At 60.1% G+C, this 15,437-nt stretch carries 10 protein-coding genes; 4 read left to right on the forward strand and 6 right to left on the reverse strand.

Annotated features, from left to right (window positions below):
* Positions 1 to 216: 216 nt before the first annotated feature.
* Positions 217 to 1,482, reverse strand: a complete 1,266-nt coding sequence (locus BGE01nite_RS17425) for a CehA/McbA family metallohydrolase domain-containing protein (protein WP_146851972.1) — start codon at positions 1,480 to 1,482, stop codon at positions 217 to 219.
* A 248-nt stretch (positions 1,483 to 1,730) separates the two neighbouring features.
* Here BGE01nite_RS17425 and BGE01nite_RS17430 point away from each other — a divergent pair, with 248 nt between their 5' ends.
* Positions 1,731 to 2,828, forward strand: coding sequence for an aldose epimerase family protein (locus BGE01nite_RS17430; protein WP_146851974.1), 1,098 nt, complete (start codon positions 1,731 to 1,733; stop codon positions 2,826 to 2,828).
* A 23-nt stretch (positions 2,829 to 2,851) separates the two neighbouring features.
* A complete protein-coding gene (locus tag BGE01nite_RS17435; protein WP_146851976.1) occupies positions 2,852 to 3,649 on the forward strand; it encodes a PP2C family protein-serine/threonine phosphatase in 798 nt (265 codons plus the stop codon).
* Between the two features lie 166 nt (positions 3,650 to 3,815).
* Here the strand turns inward: BGE01nite_RS17435 and BGE01nite_RS17440 are convergent, their stop codons facing one another.
* The 3 genes from BGE01nite_RS17440 to BGE01nite_RS17450 form a co-directional block, all read right to left on the reverse strand.
* On the reverse strand, positions 3,816 to 4,970 hold the full coding sequence (locus tag BGE01nite_RS17440) for a cysteine desulfurase family protein (protein WP_146851978.1): 1,155 nt from the start codon (positions 4,968 to 4,970) through the stop codon (positions 3,816 to 3,818).
* Between the two features lie 39 nt (positions 4,971 to 5,009).
* Positions 5,010 to 5,696, reverse strand: coding sequence for a peptidylprolyl isomerase (locus BGE01nite_RS17445; protein ID WP_170266860.1), 687 nt, complete (start codon positions 5,694 to 5,696; stop codon positions 5,010 to 5,012).
* Between the two features lie 137 nt (positions 5,697 to 5,833).
* Positions 5,834 to 6,892, reverse strand: coding sequence for an aminopeptidase (locus BGE01nite_RS17450; protein WP_146851982.1), 1,059 nt, complete (start codon positions 6,890 to 6,892; stop codon positions 5,834 to 5,836).
* Positions 6,893 to 6,968: 76 nt separating this feature from the next.
* Here BGE01nite_RS17450 and uxaC point away from each other — a divergent pair, with 76 nt between their 5' ends.
* Positions 6,969 to 8,381 carry a glucuronate isomerase gene (uxaC, locus tag BGE01nite_RS17455; RefSeq protein ID WP_146851984.1) on the forward strand — a complete coding sequence of 471 codons (1,413 nt, stop codon included), beginning with the start codon at positions 6,969 to 6,971 and terminating at the stop codon, positions 8,379 to 8,381.
* Positions 8,382 to 8,488: 107 nt separating this feature from the next.
* Here the strand turns inward: uxaC and BGE01nite_RS17460 are convergent, their stop codons facing one another.
* Positions 8,489 to 9,205: an RNA polymerase sigma factor gene (locus BGE01nite_RS17460; RefSeq protein ID WP_146851986.1), complete on the reverse strand. Its 717-nt coding sequence runs from the start codon at positions 9,203 to 9,205 to the stop codon at positions 8,489 to 8,491.
* Entirely contained in the window at positions 9,202 to 12,681 is a 3,480-nt protein-coding gene (locus tag BGE01nite_RS17465) for a serine/threonine-protein kinase (RefSeq protein WP_146851988.1), read from the reverse strand. The genes BGE01nite_RS17460 and BGE01nite_RS17465 overlap by 4 nt, the downstream gene beginning before the upstream one ends.
* 130 nt (positions 12,682 to 12,811) lie before the next feature.
* Between BGE01nite_RS17465 and BGE01nite_RS17470 the strand changes: the two genes are divergently transcribed.
* Positions 12,812 to 15,400 (forward strand): hypothetical protein, encoded by a 2,589-nt coding sequence (locus BGE01nite_RS17470; protein ID WP_146851990.1) that lies wholly within the window; start codon positions 12,812 to 12,814, stop codon positions 15,398 to 15,400.
* Positions 15,401 to 15,437 lie beyond the last annotated feature (37 nt).

A 15,437-nucleotide genomic window follows, 5' to 3' on the forward strand; every position in this document is an offset into this window, starting at 1 on the left:
CCGCGCGAAGGTGCAGCAGCGATCCATCAGTGACCACGGAACTGAACTCGACCTCACGGAACAGAACCAGGGAAGTGGTCGTCAGGCGCGAGACCCCTAAAAAGGTCCGCGCCTCTTTTATTTGCGCCACTCAGATGGAGCCGCACGGTCATGAAAAGCGGCAGACCCATGTCTGCCGCCAAGATGCTCTCCGAGTGCCGGGGAAACCTCGATGCGTTACCATCCCACCGGCTGTGTCCAGGCGCGCTGCACGTGGTCGGGCTGCGGTGGATTGGCCATCGGCTGGTCGGAGATGATGACCGCGCGGACGTAGAGCTCTTCACCGGTCAGCGTGTAGCTGGCTTCCAGGCCTTCGCTGGTGGCGAGCACCTTGCCGATGTCAGCACCGTGCTGCAGGCGCTTGGGCTGGGGGTCCTTTTCAGGGGAATCGACCTCGGTCACGGCGCGGTCGTAGTTCTTCAGTGTGCCGCGGAACTCGGTACGGAATTTGGCCCCGGGCTGATCTTTGATCTTCAGGCTCAGCTTGCGGGTGCCTTTGTCGAATTTCACATCCTCCAGCGTGACACCCGTAGAGGCGTAGAAGTCGCCGCGCTGCATGGCTTCGATGAGGGCATTCGCCTCCAGTTTGTCCGCACGCACCATGACCCAGCCTCGTCCAGGGGTGGTGGCGCCGCCGTGGTAGTTGTGGCTGTCATCGGTGCCCACGCCGAAGAGCGGCGTCGCCTTCAGTTCGGCGATGCGGATGGTGTTGGCGATGTCCCAGATGCGCTCGCAGGAAGAGTCCACGCGGGTGGGTTCGCCATCGTAAAAGGTGCTCGGGTGACCGTTGTAGACCTCGAAGAATTTGTCCTCGATCACGTGCGCCAGATCATCTGCTGTCATGGCCCAGCGGAAGTTTGGGTGGTTCACATGCGCGATGATCGGGCGGCCGGTTTTCACCGCCTGTTCGGCGATCAGTTGCAGATTCTGGCGCATGGTCTCGCGGATGGTCTCCACGTCCTTCTTCGGCTCGATCTGCTCGACCAGGTTCACCGCATTGATGTGGATGGGGGCCTTGTTGAAGCTGGCGGTGACTTCCTCAGCCTGGACGAGCAGGAACTTGCCGGGCTCCTCCAGCTTCACGCGATACTCCTCCAGGGTCTTCAGGCGTACCTCGACCTTGTCCTTGTCATTCTTGCGGGTCACCACCCAGTCATCGCCATAGCGCCTGCGGTACTTGTCCAGCACCTTGGGCCCGAGTGCGATCTTCTTTTTCTCGATGGTCTCCTCCGCCACCCACTTTTCGCCGGCGTTGAGGGTGTTGTGGTCGGACATGCCCAGGAAGTCGTAGCCCTGGTCCTTGTACCACGCGGAGATCATGTCCGGGAAGTCATTGCCATCACTCCAGAGTGAATGGGTGTGCGTGTTGCCCTTGTACCAGCGGTCTTCAGCGGAAAGCAAGGCAGGGACGAGGAGAGTGGCGAGAATGGCAGGCTTCGTCATGATAAATGGAGTCTCTCACAAACGCGCCCTCGGAGGCAAGCTGGCAGGATTTCGCACTTTTAGGACTCACGGCCTCAACTTTGACGGTGGGAGCTCGCGGCGTCCCCGCCCGGCTGGTGGAGGCCTCCTTACCTGCTTTTTTCGTTCTTTCCCTTTCCGTCTGGAGGGATGTGGGTAGTCATGTTTTTCCTTGTCGTTTCCGGTGGCTTCTGAGAACAAGCTTCCGGGTCAACCCAACTCACCCCGCCATGAAATCCCGCGTTCTCGCCCTGCTGCTCATCGCCATGTCCGCTGCCGCTCATGCCTCCGTGTCTTCTGAAGTCTGGGGAAAGACCGCGTCTGGTGAGGAAGTGAAGCTTTACACCCTGAAGAATGCGAAGGGTGTGGAGGCCCGCATCACGGACTGGGGTGGCATCATCGTCTCGCTGAAGGTGCCGGACAAAGCAGGTGTGTTTGCGGACGTGGTGCTCGGGTTTGACACGCTGGAGCCCTACCTGGGCAAGCACCCGCACTTTGGCTGCATCACGGGCCGGTATGCGAACCGCATCGGCGGAGCCGCCTTCACGCTGGACGGCGTGCGGTATGAAGTGACCGCAAACTCCGGCAAGAACCACATCCACGGTGGCAAGGAGGCCTTTGACAAGAAGCTCTGGAAGTCCGCCGCGCTGGCTGACAAGAACGCCGTGGAGATGCGCTACACCAGCGCGGATGGTGAAGAAGGTTTCCCCGGCAAGCTTGAATCCATCGTGACCTACACGCTCACGGACGCGGGCGAGCTGCGCATCGACTACCGCGCCACCACGGACAAGCCCACCGTGCTGAATCTGACGAACCACAGCTACTTCAATCTGGCCGGTGAAGGCAGCGGCGACATCCTGGGTCATGAGATGATGATCCCGAGCGAGCAGTTCACCGCCACGGATGACGACCTGATCACCACGGGTGAGCTGGAGAGCGTGATCGGCACACCGCTGGACTTCACGAAGCCGGCCGTCATCGGCGAGCGCATCAACACGAACTACAAGCCCATTGTCCAGGGCATCGGCTACGATCACAATTATGTCCTCAAAGGCAGTGGTATGAAGCTGGCCGCACGTGTGAAGGATCCGAAAAGCGGCCGCGTGATGACCGTGAGCACCACGGACCCAGGTGTGCAGCTTTACTCCGGCAATCATCTCAAGGGCACGGTGGGCAAGAGCGGCCACGTGTATGAGAAGCGCCACGGCCTCTGCCTCGAGACCCAGAAATTTCCGGACAGTCCGAACAAGCCTCAGTTTCCTTCGGCGGCCCTGCGCCCCGGGGAGACGTATGAGCATACCACCGTCTTCCAGTTTTCCGCCGAGTGACCGCCCGCTTTTCGATCCCCATCATGCCTGACCTTGCTCCATCTGCACCCTTCGTGCAGGAGCAGGACTTCTCCGCGCGCCAGTATCGTGGCAAGCGTGAGAACCAGGAGGACTACTATGCCTTTGCCGATGCGGCAGAGCCCGGTGAAACCTCTCTCCAAAGACTCCTGCTTGTGGTGGGCGACGGCCTCGGTGCACATGCCGGCGGCAGCGTGGCCAGTTATGTGGGGGTGAACGCGTTTGTGCGCGCTTTCCATGAGCATCCGGGCAGCCAGAGCTTCCGTCTGCGCACGGCGCTTGATACCTCGAACGAGACCATCGGCATGATCACGGCGCGCATGCCCTCTGTGGCACCGCCCATGGGCACGACCCTGCTCTCCGTGCTGGTTTCCCGCACCCAGATGGAATGGATCAGCGTGGGAGATTCCCCGCTCTTCCTGTATCGTCGCGGCCAGCTCATGCGCATCAATGCGGACCACTCGCTCACACCCATCTTGGAGGAGCGCGTGAGGCAGGGCCTTCTGACTGCTGAAGAGATGGCGAACCATCCCGAGCGTCACACACTGCAGAGCGCCGTGCTCGGCTATCCCCTGGCCTTGATCGACTTCCCCACAGAGCCCATGGCGCTGCAGCCAGGAGACATCGTCATCGCCGCCAGTGATGGCATCTTCACCCTGGAACACAAGGCTCTCGAAGAGCTGCTGAGCTTCGGCAAGCACACCACGGCAGACAAGATCGCTGACGCCATCCTCTTTGCCATCCGCCGCATCAATTTCGACCGCCAGGACAACGCGACCGTCGGCGTGGTGAAGATTAATTAGTTAGGTCTTGGCAGGCGCCGTCTTGCGAGCCGGAGGCTCGACGGTCTATAGCCGGTGGTGAAGGTCGCGCAGCGACCGAGAACCACCGGTCAAAACGCAAGGACCCCACCTTCAAGCACGCATCCCGGAGGGATGCCGGAAGCTGGCGAGAACACCACAAGCCTGTTCAATCCAGAAATCCTTTTTGTTCGGCCAAATGCTTCGCCGTCCGCAAAATCTCCACGGCCGCCGAAAGCGCCTCATCACGCGTGTTCATCCGTGACATCGAAAAACGCAACGTGCTGCCCGCATGAGCCGCCTCAAACCCCATCGCCTCCAGAACATGTGAGGGATGCAACGAAGCCGTGTGACAGGCGGAACCCCCGGAGCAGGCGATGCCGCGCTGATCCAGCACGATGAGCATTCCCGCCGCATCAGCACCCGGCAGACAGATGCTGGTCGTGTTCGGCAGACGTGGCGCATTCGCTCCATGCACCCTCGCTCCCGGCCAGCCATCAATGAGCAACTGCTCAAACTCATCACGCAGACTTGTCATCTCCGCAGCTTGGCCGCCCGCGAGCCAGGAAACCGCGAGCTCGGCCGCCTTGCCCATCGCCACGATGCCCGGCACATTCTCCGTGCCGCTGCGTCTCCCAGACTCCTGGCCTCCGCCGATGAGCAGCGGCCGGAAAGGTGCGTGGCGGCTAACGAAAAGTGCGCCAACGCCCTTCGGCGCATGCATTTTGTGCCCGCTGAGGCTCAGGTAGTCCACGGGCACTGTTTTGACATCGATCCCCACTTTGCCAGCCATCTGCACAGCATCGGCATGCACGAGCGCACCAGCCTCATGAGCCATCGCCAGCATCTCCGCCATGGGCGATATCACACCGGTTTCGTTGTTCGCCCAGATCACAGACACCAGTGCGGTGAGTCCAGGTTCGAGGGCCTCGCGAAGTGCTTGCGGACGAGGAATGCCGCTTTCATCCACCGGCACGCGTTTCACACGGCCTCCGCGCTGCTCCCAGCGCTCCGCGCCCTCGACCACGGCGGCATGCTCCACCGCGCTCGTGATGAGCAGCGGCCTCTGCGGCCATTCCTGCTGCGCAAAAGCCAGCACGCTGTTGATGCTCTCCGTGGCCCCGCTGGTGAAGATGATCTCCTCCGCCTCCGCGCTGATCAGCTTTGCCACCTGTCCGCGCGCCTTTTCAATCGCACGTCGCGCGCGGCGGCCGGCCGCGTGACTGGCAGAGGCATTGCCATAGTGCTGCGTCAGGAACGGCAGCATCTCCTCCACCACCAGCGGGTCTGGCGGCGTGGTGGCATTGGCATCGAGATACAGCATGACCCTCACCTTTGCCTGCGAATGTCAGGAAGCACAAGTTCAGGGCTTGAAGCGCGTGCGCTGCTCAAAGTCGAGCAGCGCCGTGATCTCCTCGCTCACCTCGTCAAAAGATGGCAGGCGCGAGGCTCGACGTTCCGTGACCAGCAGCAGATGCCAGCCGAGCTTCGTTTCCACGGGGGCACCAGCCTTGCCGACGGGCAGCTTTTCCACCTGCGTCATGAAATCTTCCGGCATGCGGCCCGCGCTGATCCAGCCGAGATCACCCCCGAGCACCTTGCTGCGCGCATCTTCAGAGCGCTTCGCGGCCAGGGCTCCAAAGGCCGTGCCTCGTTGAAGCTCGGCATGAATGCTTCGTATCTCAGCGCTGCGGTCTGGCTTGTTAGGCACATGACGTGAAAGGAAGATGTGATGCACACGATGCCGCGCCGGAATGCGCAGCTCTTCCTTGTGCCTTTCATACCACCCGCGCGCGGCCTCCTGGGTGATGGGTGGAAGGCGCGATTCCAGGAACGCACCATCCTGCAAGTCTTTCACGATGCTCTGCCGCATGTCTGACTTCGTCAGCCTTTGCAAGGCCAGCCGTTCGGCACGGTCCGCATCACCGAGATGAAACTGCTCCTCCCAAAAATTCAGCTCATCACGAACCTCTTCAGAGATGTCAGATGAAGAGCCCGCCGTGAGACGCTGCATCCGGAGACGCGCATCTTCCTCGAGACGTGTCTTCACCTCGTCCTTGTTGATCCCAGGTATCCGAAAACGCCATGCCTGCCAGGCTGCGGGAAGCGGATCGCGCGAGGCAAGCACGAGCCACACAACAGCAGCGGTCGCGATGAGTAGAAGAAGAAAGAATGCGGCGCGCTTCATCATCGGCTCGGGATGGCCTGCATGACCTGCTTGCGACGTGCCTCGGGCTTCAGGCCATGCATCGCGTCCACATCATCGAAGAAGGTTTCGAGGTCCCCGTTCCGCCGAACCAACATCGCTTCAAAGCCGGGCAGCATTTCATAATAGGAGGAGAGCGTGCCGAGACGGGCGTTGTTCACCGGCTTCTTGAACCAGCGCTCGATCTTCATGGCCCCACCATTCCGGCGGTCGAGAGCGAGGGCACGCTGTTGGAAGCGCTCCAAGGTGGTCTTCTTCTGCAGAAGCTCCGTCTCATGGCTCCGGTAGGTCTGCGCATAGACCACCTTCAGTTCCTTCCGCGTCTCCAGCGCCAGCTTCACGAACTCACGCTCCACCTTCTGCTCCTTCTCATATTGAGCCAGGTCCTTCAGCCGGCCGCGGGCGCGCAGCCAGCGCCGCGCTCCCTCCTGGCCCACCGCCGTGGCAAAGGCCTCGTTAAAGTTCGTGTCACCCCGGAAATATAGGCGCTGGTGGGTCAGCTCATGGAAGATGAGCTCGGCCAGGTCCGCATCCGCCCGACCCAGGAACGTATTGAGCAGCGGATCCCGGAAAAAGCCGAGGGTGGAGTAGGCCTCCACACCGCTCACGTAGACATCGTAGCCTTCGGCGCGGAGCCTGTCCCCCTCCTCAATGGCCAGCTTCTCCTCAAAAAAGCCACGGTAGGCCAGCTTCCCCAGCAGGGGATAGCTCCATGTCTTGGGGACCACGCTGAACTCGGGTGCCGCGAAGACCACCCACACGGCATAGCGCCGTCCCAGGTTTGTGTAGCGCCGATACTGGCCCTGGGCGGGCAGGTGCAGCTCCTTCTCAGCAAAATCCAGGATATCGGCCACTGTCGTGAGCTTTTCTTTGAGCAGGGGCTTGGATTTGGGGTCTGCCATCACCTCCCCCACCGGGCGCGCCTTGCGGAGCATCTCCATCTGGCCCCCCACTGCCTGGGTATAAAAAGTCAGGGTTGAGCAAGAAGTTAGCCCGCCCAGCATCAGACTGGCGCTAAGGATGGCAGAAAAAGCATTCATCAAGGTGAGACAAGACCCTTGCCATCCTCAAAATAGCACCAATTCTGTCAAAACATTCTCCACCCGATTTCTTGCCATGTCCTTTATCCACGATGATTTCCTTCTTTCGAGCGCGGCAGCTCGACGGCTTTATCATGAATTTGCCAAAGATGAGCCGATCATTGATTACCATAATCACTTGCCGCCTAAGGATATAGCGGAAGATCGCAAGTTCAAAAACCTCCATGAAATTTGGCTTGAAGGGGATCATTACAAATGGCGCGCAATGCGTTGTAATGGAATCCCAGAATCACTGATCACGGGCTCGGCCTCGCCCAAGGAGAAATTCATGGCCTGGGCATCCACCGTGCCAAACACCCTGCGCAACCCGCTCTACCACTGGACGCACTTGGAGTTGAAGCGCTATTTCGGCATCGATGAGCTCCTCAGCGAGAAGACCGCTGCCTCCATCTGGGATCAGACGGAGTCCATGATGAGCACCTGGGGTCTGAATGCCCGCGGCATCCTGCGTGATCAGAAGGTGCGTGCGCTCTGCACCACGGATGATCCCTCGGACGATCTCTCCGCGCATGAAAAGTGCGCCGCCGATGGTTTCGAGGTCGGCGTCTATCCGACCTTCCGTCCAGACAAGGCCTTCGCCATCACCAACTCCCTGAACTGGAATGCCTGGTGTGACAAACTTGGCAAACAGGCGAACGTGGACATCAACACTTTCGACAAATTGCTGCTGGCCCTGGAAAAGCGCCATGATGCCTTCCACGCCGTCGGCGGACGTCTCAGCGACCACGGTCTGAACAGCTGCTTCGCCAATTTCGGCGGTGAAGTCGCCGCGCGTCGTCTGTTTGATCGCTACCGCGGTTCGAATGTGAAGCGCATCTACCCGGACGACATGGAGATCCTCGGCACCTACGTGATGATGCACGTCGGCCGTCTGAATGCGAAGCGCGGCTGGACCATGCAGCTCCACCTCGGCCCGATCCGCAACAACAATGCCCGCCTCGCCCGTGAGATCGGTGCAGATGTGGGTTGTGACAGCATCGGCGACTACCCGCAGGCAGAAACGCTCTCGGCCTTCCTGAATGCGCTCGATTCCGAGAACGCCCTGCCGAAGACCGTGCTCTACAATGTGAACCCGGCGGACAACTACGTCTTCGCCACCATGGCGGCCAACTTCGCGGACGGCACCACGCCGGGCAAAGTGCAGTTCGGCTCCGGCTGGTGGTTCCTGGACCAGAAGGAAGGCATGGAATGGCAGATCAATGCACTGAGCAATCTCGGCTTGCTGAGCCGCTTCATTGGCATGCTCACGGACAGCCGCAGCTTCATGTCCTTCCCGCGTCATGAGTACTTCCGCCGCACGCTTTGCAACCTGCTCGGCAGCGACATCGAGTCCGGGGTGATGCCTGCGGATTTCGATCTCGTCGGCGGCATGGTGAAGAACATCTGCTACGCCAACGCCAAGGCCTACCTCGGTCTCGAGAAGTCTTGAACCAAGGTTGCGTGACAAACGCAAAATTTGTTAACCACTGATAGACACTAATGACCGAGCAGAGAATGGCTTGGGAAATTAGTGTTTATTAGTGGCTCAAAAACCTGCTACCTCCTCAGCGCGCTCATCAAGTGCTGAAACTCCTCATCGGCCTGCGCGCTGCCTTCCACGGTGTCGGCGATGCGCTTCTTCACCAGCGCACGAAACCGTTTGCGCAGGCGTAAAACGGATTGCTTCACGGCATCCACACTCATGCCGAGCTCTTTGGCGATGTTCGCCTGGCTTTCAGCCTCGGGATCACCCGTGAGCCAGGGCTTGAGAAGTTCGAACGCGCGTTGCTTGCCTTCAGTCATCATCTCCGCATCGAGATCTCGCAGGGCCGAGTCCAGCAGGCTGATGGCCCACTGTCGGTCAAAAGCAGCATCCGGTGCGGACATCTTGTCATCCTGGATCTGAAGTCCTGGAGAACTGCTTTCGCTCGTGTTGTCGATCGGTGTATGCTCCGCACCACCACCACGCTTCGCGGCCGTGGAACGGTCTCTTTGGTCTGACAAAAAGTGTTTCAAAGCTCCGAGCAGATACGAGCGGAATCTTCCACGCCCTTGCTCCGCCTGCTCTAGCTTCCCACCCTCCAGCAGGCGGGCGAAGAAGCCGTGCGCCAGATCGCGTGCGGCATCATCCGTGCGTCCTTCGCTGCGCAGAAAGGCCACCACTGGCGCATAGTAAGCGGCGCAGAGATCACTGAGCGCAGCCTTGGCGGACGTGTCACCGCCGCGCGAGCGCGCAATGAGTGTCCAGCGGGTGGCCTGGAAAGGAGAGTTCATGGGGGCGACAGTACTCGGCGGCGTACTGGAGGCTGTGGAGAGGTGATGACTGGTTTCCCACTGTAAGGCAGGAGGATAGTGTCACCCGGACGCATTTCGTCGGTCAGCGTCTTTTCATTCACCTGGACATCCATGCCACGTCCGTCCCGCCGATGTCCCAGGAAGGTGGGCATCTTCCACTCGCTGTAACCAGACTGTTTCAAGACATCTGCAAGAGTCATGCCCTTTGTCCAGGGCACATCGCCCGAACGTGGAGCGTAGAAGACATGCACCACCGGCACCTGCAGCGGTGGCAGCGTCACATCCCCATAGGTGGTCTTGCGGATGTCACGCACACGCATCTCAAAGTGGTCTATCTCATCCAGCTTCACGCGAAAGCGGCACTGGTCCATGATGTCCTTGTCGCTGGAAGTCACGCTGACATTGCCCAGCCGGACACCGCCTTTCTTCAAATGGGCCACACACTGCACCTGGCGGTCGGGTGAGCGCCGCAGCCAGCTCACAAAGGCATTGCCATCCTCACTCTCGCCCACACCGCCCTTGATCCAGTCCGTGGTGGCGATGCTGTGGGAGGGATCTTTGTCCATGATACTGCTCTCATCCCACGGCCCCAGGCTGTAGCTGACTTCGAGCTGCGCATGAGTCGGCAGAGCCGAGCGAGTACCTGCGCTGATGACGATGGACTCGATCCTGTCTCCAGGCAGATCCCAGGGCTGCCAGCTCTGATTGCGCGCTAAAGTGCCGCTGGTGGAGACAGGTTTCCCCTCCTTGTCCACCAGGCGCACGCTCAGAGTGGTCGCGTTGTCGAAATCCGGATGCCTGAGCCAGACAATAAGCCAGCATTCGTCTTTGTCATGGCTGCTCGCGCGTGAGGTGGTGCGCTCCAGCACCTTGCGCAGTTTATCCGTGATCTCCACGGGCTTGCCTGTGGGATCGTGCAGCCCCTCCATCCATGGCTGGTCATTGGGAGCCATGCGCATGAAGAGCAGTTCAGGCACCTGTTTCAAAGCCTTGGCCGTGGCCGGCGCGGGCACCATGTCGCTGAAAGGTTCCTTGGGTGGTATTGTAGCACTCCCCGTTAGGCCTTTCTCCACAATGGCCGGCGTGAAGTGGGAGAAGAGCAGTTTGCCCAGCACCTTTTCCCAGGGGATGAGGAACTCCCCGTCCACGCCGCCACGCTTGGCCAGCAGGCCGTTTTCCTCACGCTTCACCACACGGGCCAGCCAGCGGTGGTGGCTGTCATGCTCATAGACAATGACGTCACCGGGTGAGAATCCCGTATCCAGGCGGGATGCCATCCAGTGGCTGCCCTTGGTGATGCCTGTCTCGGTGCCGCCGGCAATCTTGTAGGCCTCGATGATGAATGACCGAACAAAAAGCGCGATCACTATCGCCACCACGATCTGCCCGCCCCAGCGGATCAGGCGACTGGAGCGTACCGTGGAGCCATCCGCCGGATTTCGGTGCATCCACCACAAGGTCGAAATCACCACGGAGGCCACGGCCACCAGTGTGAGTGTCACCGCCGCCCATGAGTAGGAGTCCTGGTGACGTGGCAGTTGGAAGAAGCCCGCGATGCCCGCGCCGATGATGGCCAGCGACCAGAGGAAGAGCTGCTTGCCCGCATGCGCGTTCACGTCATACCAGCGCTTGCTGGACTTCGTCGTGCCGGGCAGGCGCACACCGTAGAAGGGATTGGTCGGCACCAACCTCAGCCACAGCGGCAGGCTGGCGGCAAACATCACCAAGCCCGTGCCGGAGAAGACGATGGGGATGAGGAGCATGTTCTTCGCATCCGGCAGACTGCGCAGCCATAGCACCAGCGCCAGCGCCCCCAGGGCGAGCACAAAATCCAGCGCGGCGATGAGCCAGAAGACACGATGCGGATGAGTTTCCCAGCCGCTGACAGAGGCCTCCGCGCTGTCTCCGCGAGCCTCAAGTTCGAGCTGCCTCCGCGCCCACCACGGCACCAGGATCATCAGCAGGGTCAGCGGCACCCACACAAGGCCGAGCAGGAAGCTGTAAGGCGTGGCCTGGCTCAGCACGCGGGTGAGTAGTGGGAGTTCTTCAAGCTCCTTCGCCACCATGCTGGCATGCACGCTGCCACCTCCGCCTTGATGAGCGAAAACAATGCCGCCCAAGGCATGCCAGCCGATGGCCACACCTCCGGAGGCATGCCAGCCGAGGGCCACGCCGCCGAGTGACATGAAGCCCACGGACAATCCGCCCATGGCGAACAACAGGGCCAGAGCCAGCCCGCTGATGGAGATAAGCCCGATGCCAACTCCACCGAGCGCGATGCCGCCAAAAGCAAATCCACCGCAGGCCACCCAGCCACGGGCGATGCCGCCGCAGGCAAAGATCCCTCGGGCACGATCACCAAAGGCAAAGAAGCCATGCGCCTCGCGCGGCCGGCCCGTGGCCGGGTCACGACCATGCGCCACATGCACCAGCGGCAAGCCCCAGAGTGTGCGCTTGGACTTGTATTCGAAGCTCTCCCAGTTCCAGCCCTGCTGTTTCCAGAACTCATAGGGTTGTGTGGCCGCGCCCTCGATCTGCGTCTTCATCTCCCCGGCACTTTGCTGGCGGCGGTCGCGCTCTTTCTCCAGGGCCCGCATCACCACCGCATCCACACCATTGCTGACCTGCACCTTTTCGGAAGGCGCGGCAAATCTCCCCAGCGGAAGCTCGCCAGTCAGCAGCTCATAGAGCACCACGCCTAACGAATAAATGTCTGCGCGATGATCCACGCTGGAAGGCTGCTCGATCTGCTCCGGTGCCATGTAGGGCGCGGTGCCCAGCCTCGCGCCACTTTGCGTCAGCAGCATTTCCGCAGCGCGATCATCCACCAGCTTCGCAATGCCGAAGTCGGCGATCTTCACGCGGCCTTTGGAATCGAGCAGGATGTTCTCCGGCTTGATGTCGCGATGCAGCACACCCTGGTCGTGCGCCGCCTGCAGAGCCGCGCAGATGTCTGGCACGACCTTCAAAGCTTGTTCCGGCGTAAATCGCCCCGCCTTCATGGCCTGGCGCAGGTTCACCCCATCCACATACTCCATGATGAGATAGCAGTAGCCACCGCTCTCACCGAAATCATGCACGGCCACGATGCTCGGATGGCTGAGCCGCGCGAGCACGCGGCCCTCACGCGTGAAGCGCGAAGCAAAGCCCGGTGTCGCAGCGAGTGCCTTTGGCAGCACTTTCAGCGCTACCATGCGGTCCAGCCTGGGCTGTCGCGCTTTGAAGACCACACCCATGCCTCCCTGCCCGATCTTCTCCACGATCTGAAGATCCGGAAACGCGGCGGCGATGTCCGCCAGTTCCGGCAAATCACCGGGACCGAGCGGCAGCGTGTCCTGGTCCGTCGGCAGGGAAGCCATGGCCATCAGGCAGGCCGGGCACAGGCCCTGCGGCGCGTCTTCCGACAGCGGAGCCTGGCATTGCGGGCATTGGGGATGGGTGGATTCGTGGCTCATGCCGGCTTCCTGAGGAAAGCAGGCTGAAAGGTGACAGCCTCTTTTTCAAGCCTTCTGATGTTTGGTCTCGAAGAACCATGCGCACAGGTTAGATCAGACCCTTCGGCACTCCACTTTGTGCCCCGGCGTCATGTTGAACCAGCCTAGCGACACCAGCCCTTCCTCCCTCAAAGAGCCGCTTGAAGACATTCTTTTCAAGCTGCGCTTCCATGCCGTCTTGGACTGTTGGTTTGAGGCTCTGAAGCCGTTGCTCAAACAACTGATTCCTTATTTGCACACAGACCCCAGGTGCCGGGGGGTGCTTTTGGAGATGCTGGAACTGTATGAATACGACAGCTCTTTTCCTCACGAGGTCGCCGATTTGCTCCTGGATCATTTTCCCGAAGATCCAGGCGTGCGCAGGTTCATGCAGATCTTCGGGCTGAGCAGCTACGGAGACGATGGGATGGTCAGCCAGAGCGTGCACAAACTCTGCTACCGCCGACAGATCGATCCTGCCTTCTGGCTCGCGCAAGCCGTGCACGGCAGCCTTGGACGTTACTGGCCAAGCCGTCGCTCTGGTTGCACTGGGAAGGACCATACTTCTATCTGCGAGGATATCGTCGACCATCAGCTGGCCAAAGGGGAGAGTCGTCTCTTTCCTGTCTGGGTGGCCAGAACAAGCTGTTGGAACACGATCGATAGACGAGATTCTTGGTCAGACAAACTTGAGGTCTTTGACCTGAAGAAAGGATGGAGAGACTATCGCGACGCCGTGCCACCAGAGTCTTCATCGAACCTGGTGAACGAGCCAACGTGGTTGTCTGGGAACTCGAGGCGTGCCCGTCCCGAATCCGAAGAGTCACTGAGCCTCGCCCAGATCTTCGAGAGCGTCATCACAAAGGTAGCTCCTGAACTGGAGCCTTTGCTGGTGCTCGCACAGGTGGACCGCAGTCCACAAACTCGGGATTATCTTCTGGATGAATGGCAGAAGCTGGACAGCAAATCACAAAGCCGGCGTCTGCTCACTCTCTTCCTCGCCTGGAAGTTTGCAGATGATCCGGTGGTGGCCCCGGCTCTTTCTGGGGCTAATGAGCTGTCAGCCTATCGCGATGGGATAGATCCACTGCAAATCCACCTCGCGGATCCGGACTTCTCCAAATGCAGTCAGGATGACGCGCTGTGGGAGCCGCTCATGCAATCACTTCACCATGCCCGCGGCAATAAGCTTTACAGGTTCTTGAATACCATCGGCCGGCTGATCCTGCGCTTTGGCCGTCAAGAACGGGCCAGGGATGAATTGATCAAACGACTGAAAGCATCAGGCGAGCCGTATCTGGCAAATGCGGCGCTCAAAGAGTATGATGGGCATTGGGAAGTGGACGTCGCGGTCCTGTCATTGGAAGCCCTTGCGTTGTGCTGGCCGGACCATCCTGAGACCCGGGAAATGGTCGAGACAGCAGTCTATTCTCCCGTGGAAAGGATCCAGGATATCGCTGCCTGCCTCCTCGGGCGCATTTATCGGGGCGACGGATGGGCAGATGCCCTCCTGCGATCAGCGCTCATGGAAAGCAGCGACTTCCTGGCCGAGTATCTGGTGCGGAATCTCGGCAGAGAGGAGGTGGTGGATGAAGCCTTCGCACTGATGGAGCGCCTTCCAGATCAATGGGAGCATTCACATCTGTATGAGAGCGCTCCTCAATGTGTCATTGCTTTCTTCGGGCCTCGTTATGATCTGCTGGAAAGGCTGGCCGCCCTCATGAAGCGGACACCACACAAGGAGATGAAGGAGTCCATTGCTGATCTGCTAATCACCTACTCCTCTCAATGTGAGCAGGGCGGTCTGGTCAGCCCGTGGGAGGAGTGCAGACTCCGTGCGATCCGCGCGCAGCATCCTGACGTGAGCCAGTACGAATTTGTCCCGCTGCTCAAGAAAATGGCCCTGAATGACCCTGTCATGGAGGTGCGGCTGGCCGCGCTGGGAAAACTGCTCACAAAAGACGAGGCCAAGGTCTTTGCTGCGGAAGTGGTCGTAGAACTGGTGATGGAGGGTGAATTCAGAGCCACCGAACTTCTATGCTCTGCGAAGGCGGGGGATGAGAACCTGGCAGCGTGGCTCACAAGTTTCGCTCCAGGCTCTCCCTTTTGCGGCCCCTGCGAGGAGCTCTTCCACCTCCTCAAGACCTACTTTTTACGCACGAAGGCGACTCGTGACTACATGAGAGGCATGCTCCGCAAGGACCTTGCGGCAAAAGAGCTCAATGCCCACTTGTGGCTTCTGACGGTTGATCTGGGTGATATCGAATTCCTATGCCTGGAGTTTGACCGCTGGATCCATGAAAAGCGGCTCCGGTTCTATATTCTCGCCCGTCTGATGGACGGCTATATGAAGACCATGAGCAGGCTGGAGAGAGTGAACACAATTGAGCGGCTGGTGACGGGCCGTGACTTTGCCGGCCGTCATCACCTGGTGACTGCGCTGCTCATGATGTTGCAACCCTTGCGCGTTGAAACCCGCGATGAACTTTCAGACAGCGATCTCGCGCGAGTCGAGGCTTTGATTGATGACCTGCTGACCCGCGCTCCGCTTGCCATCCGCCTTGGGTTGCATCGCGTCATCGAGCGCCGGGCAACAAGGCAGGATTCGGAGCGGTGGTGGGCTTTTTATTTGAACTCGCTCTTTCCGATGCTTGCCGAAGTTGACAAGGAAGCGGAGAAAACGGCTCACACTTCGCGGTAGACCAGGATGGCGAACCAACGGGCCGTTGCTCAAACCC

Origin of the sequence: Prosthecobacter gellanilyticus (assembly GCF_007992435.1) — a bacterium.
Taxonomy (GTDB): Bacteria; Verrucomicrobiota; Verrucomicrobiia; order Verrucomicrobiales; family Verrucomicrobiaceae; genus Prosthecobacter; species Prosthecobacter gellanilyticus.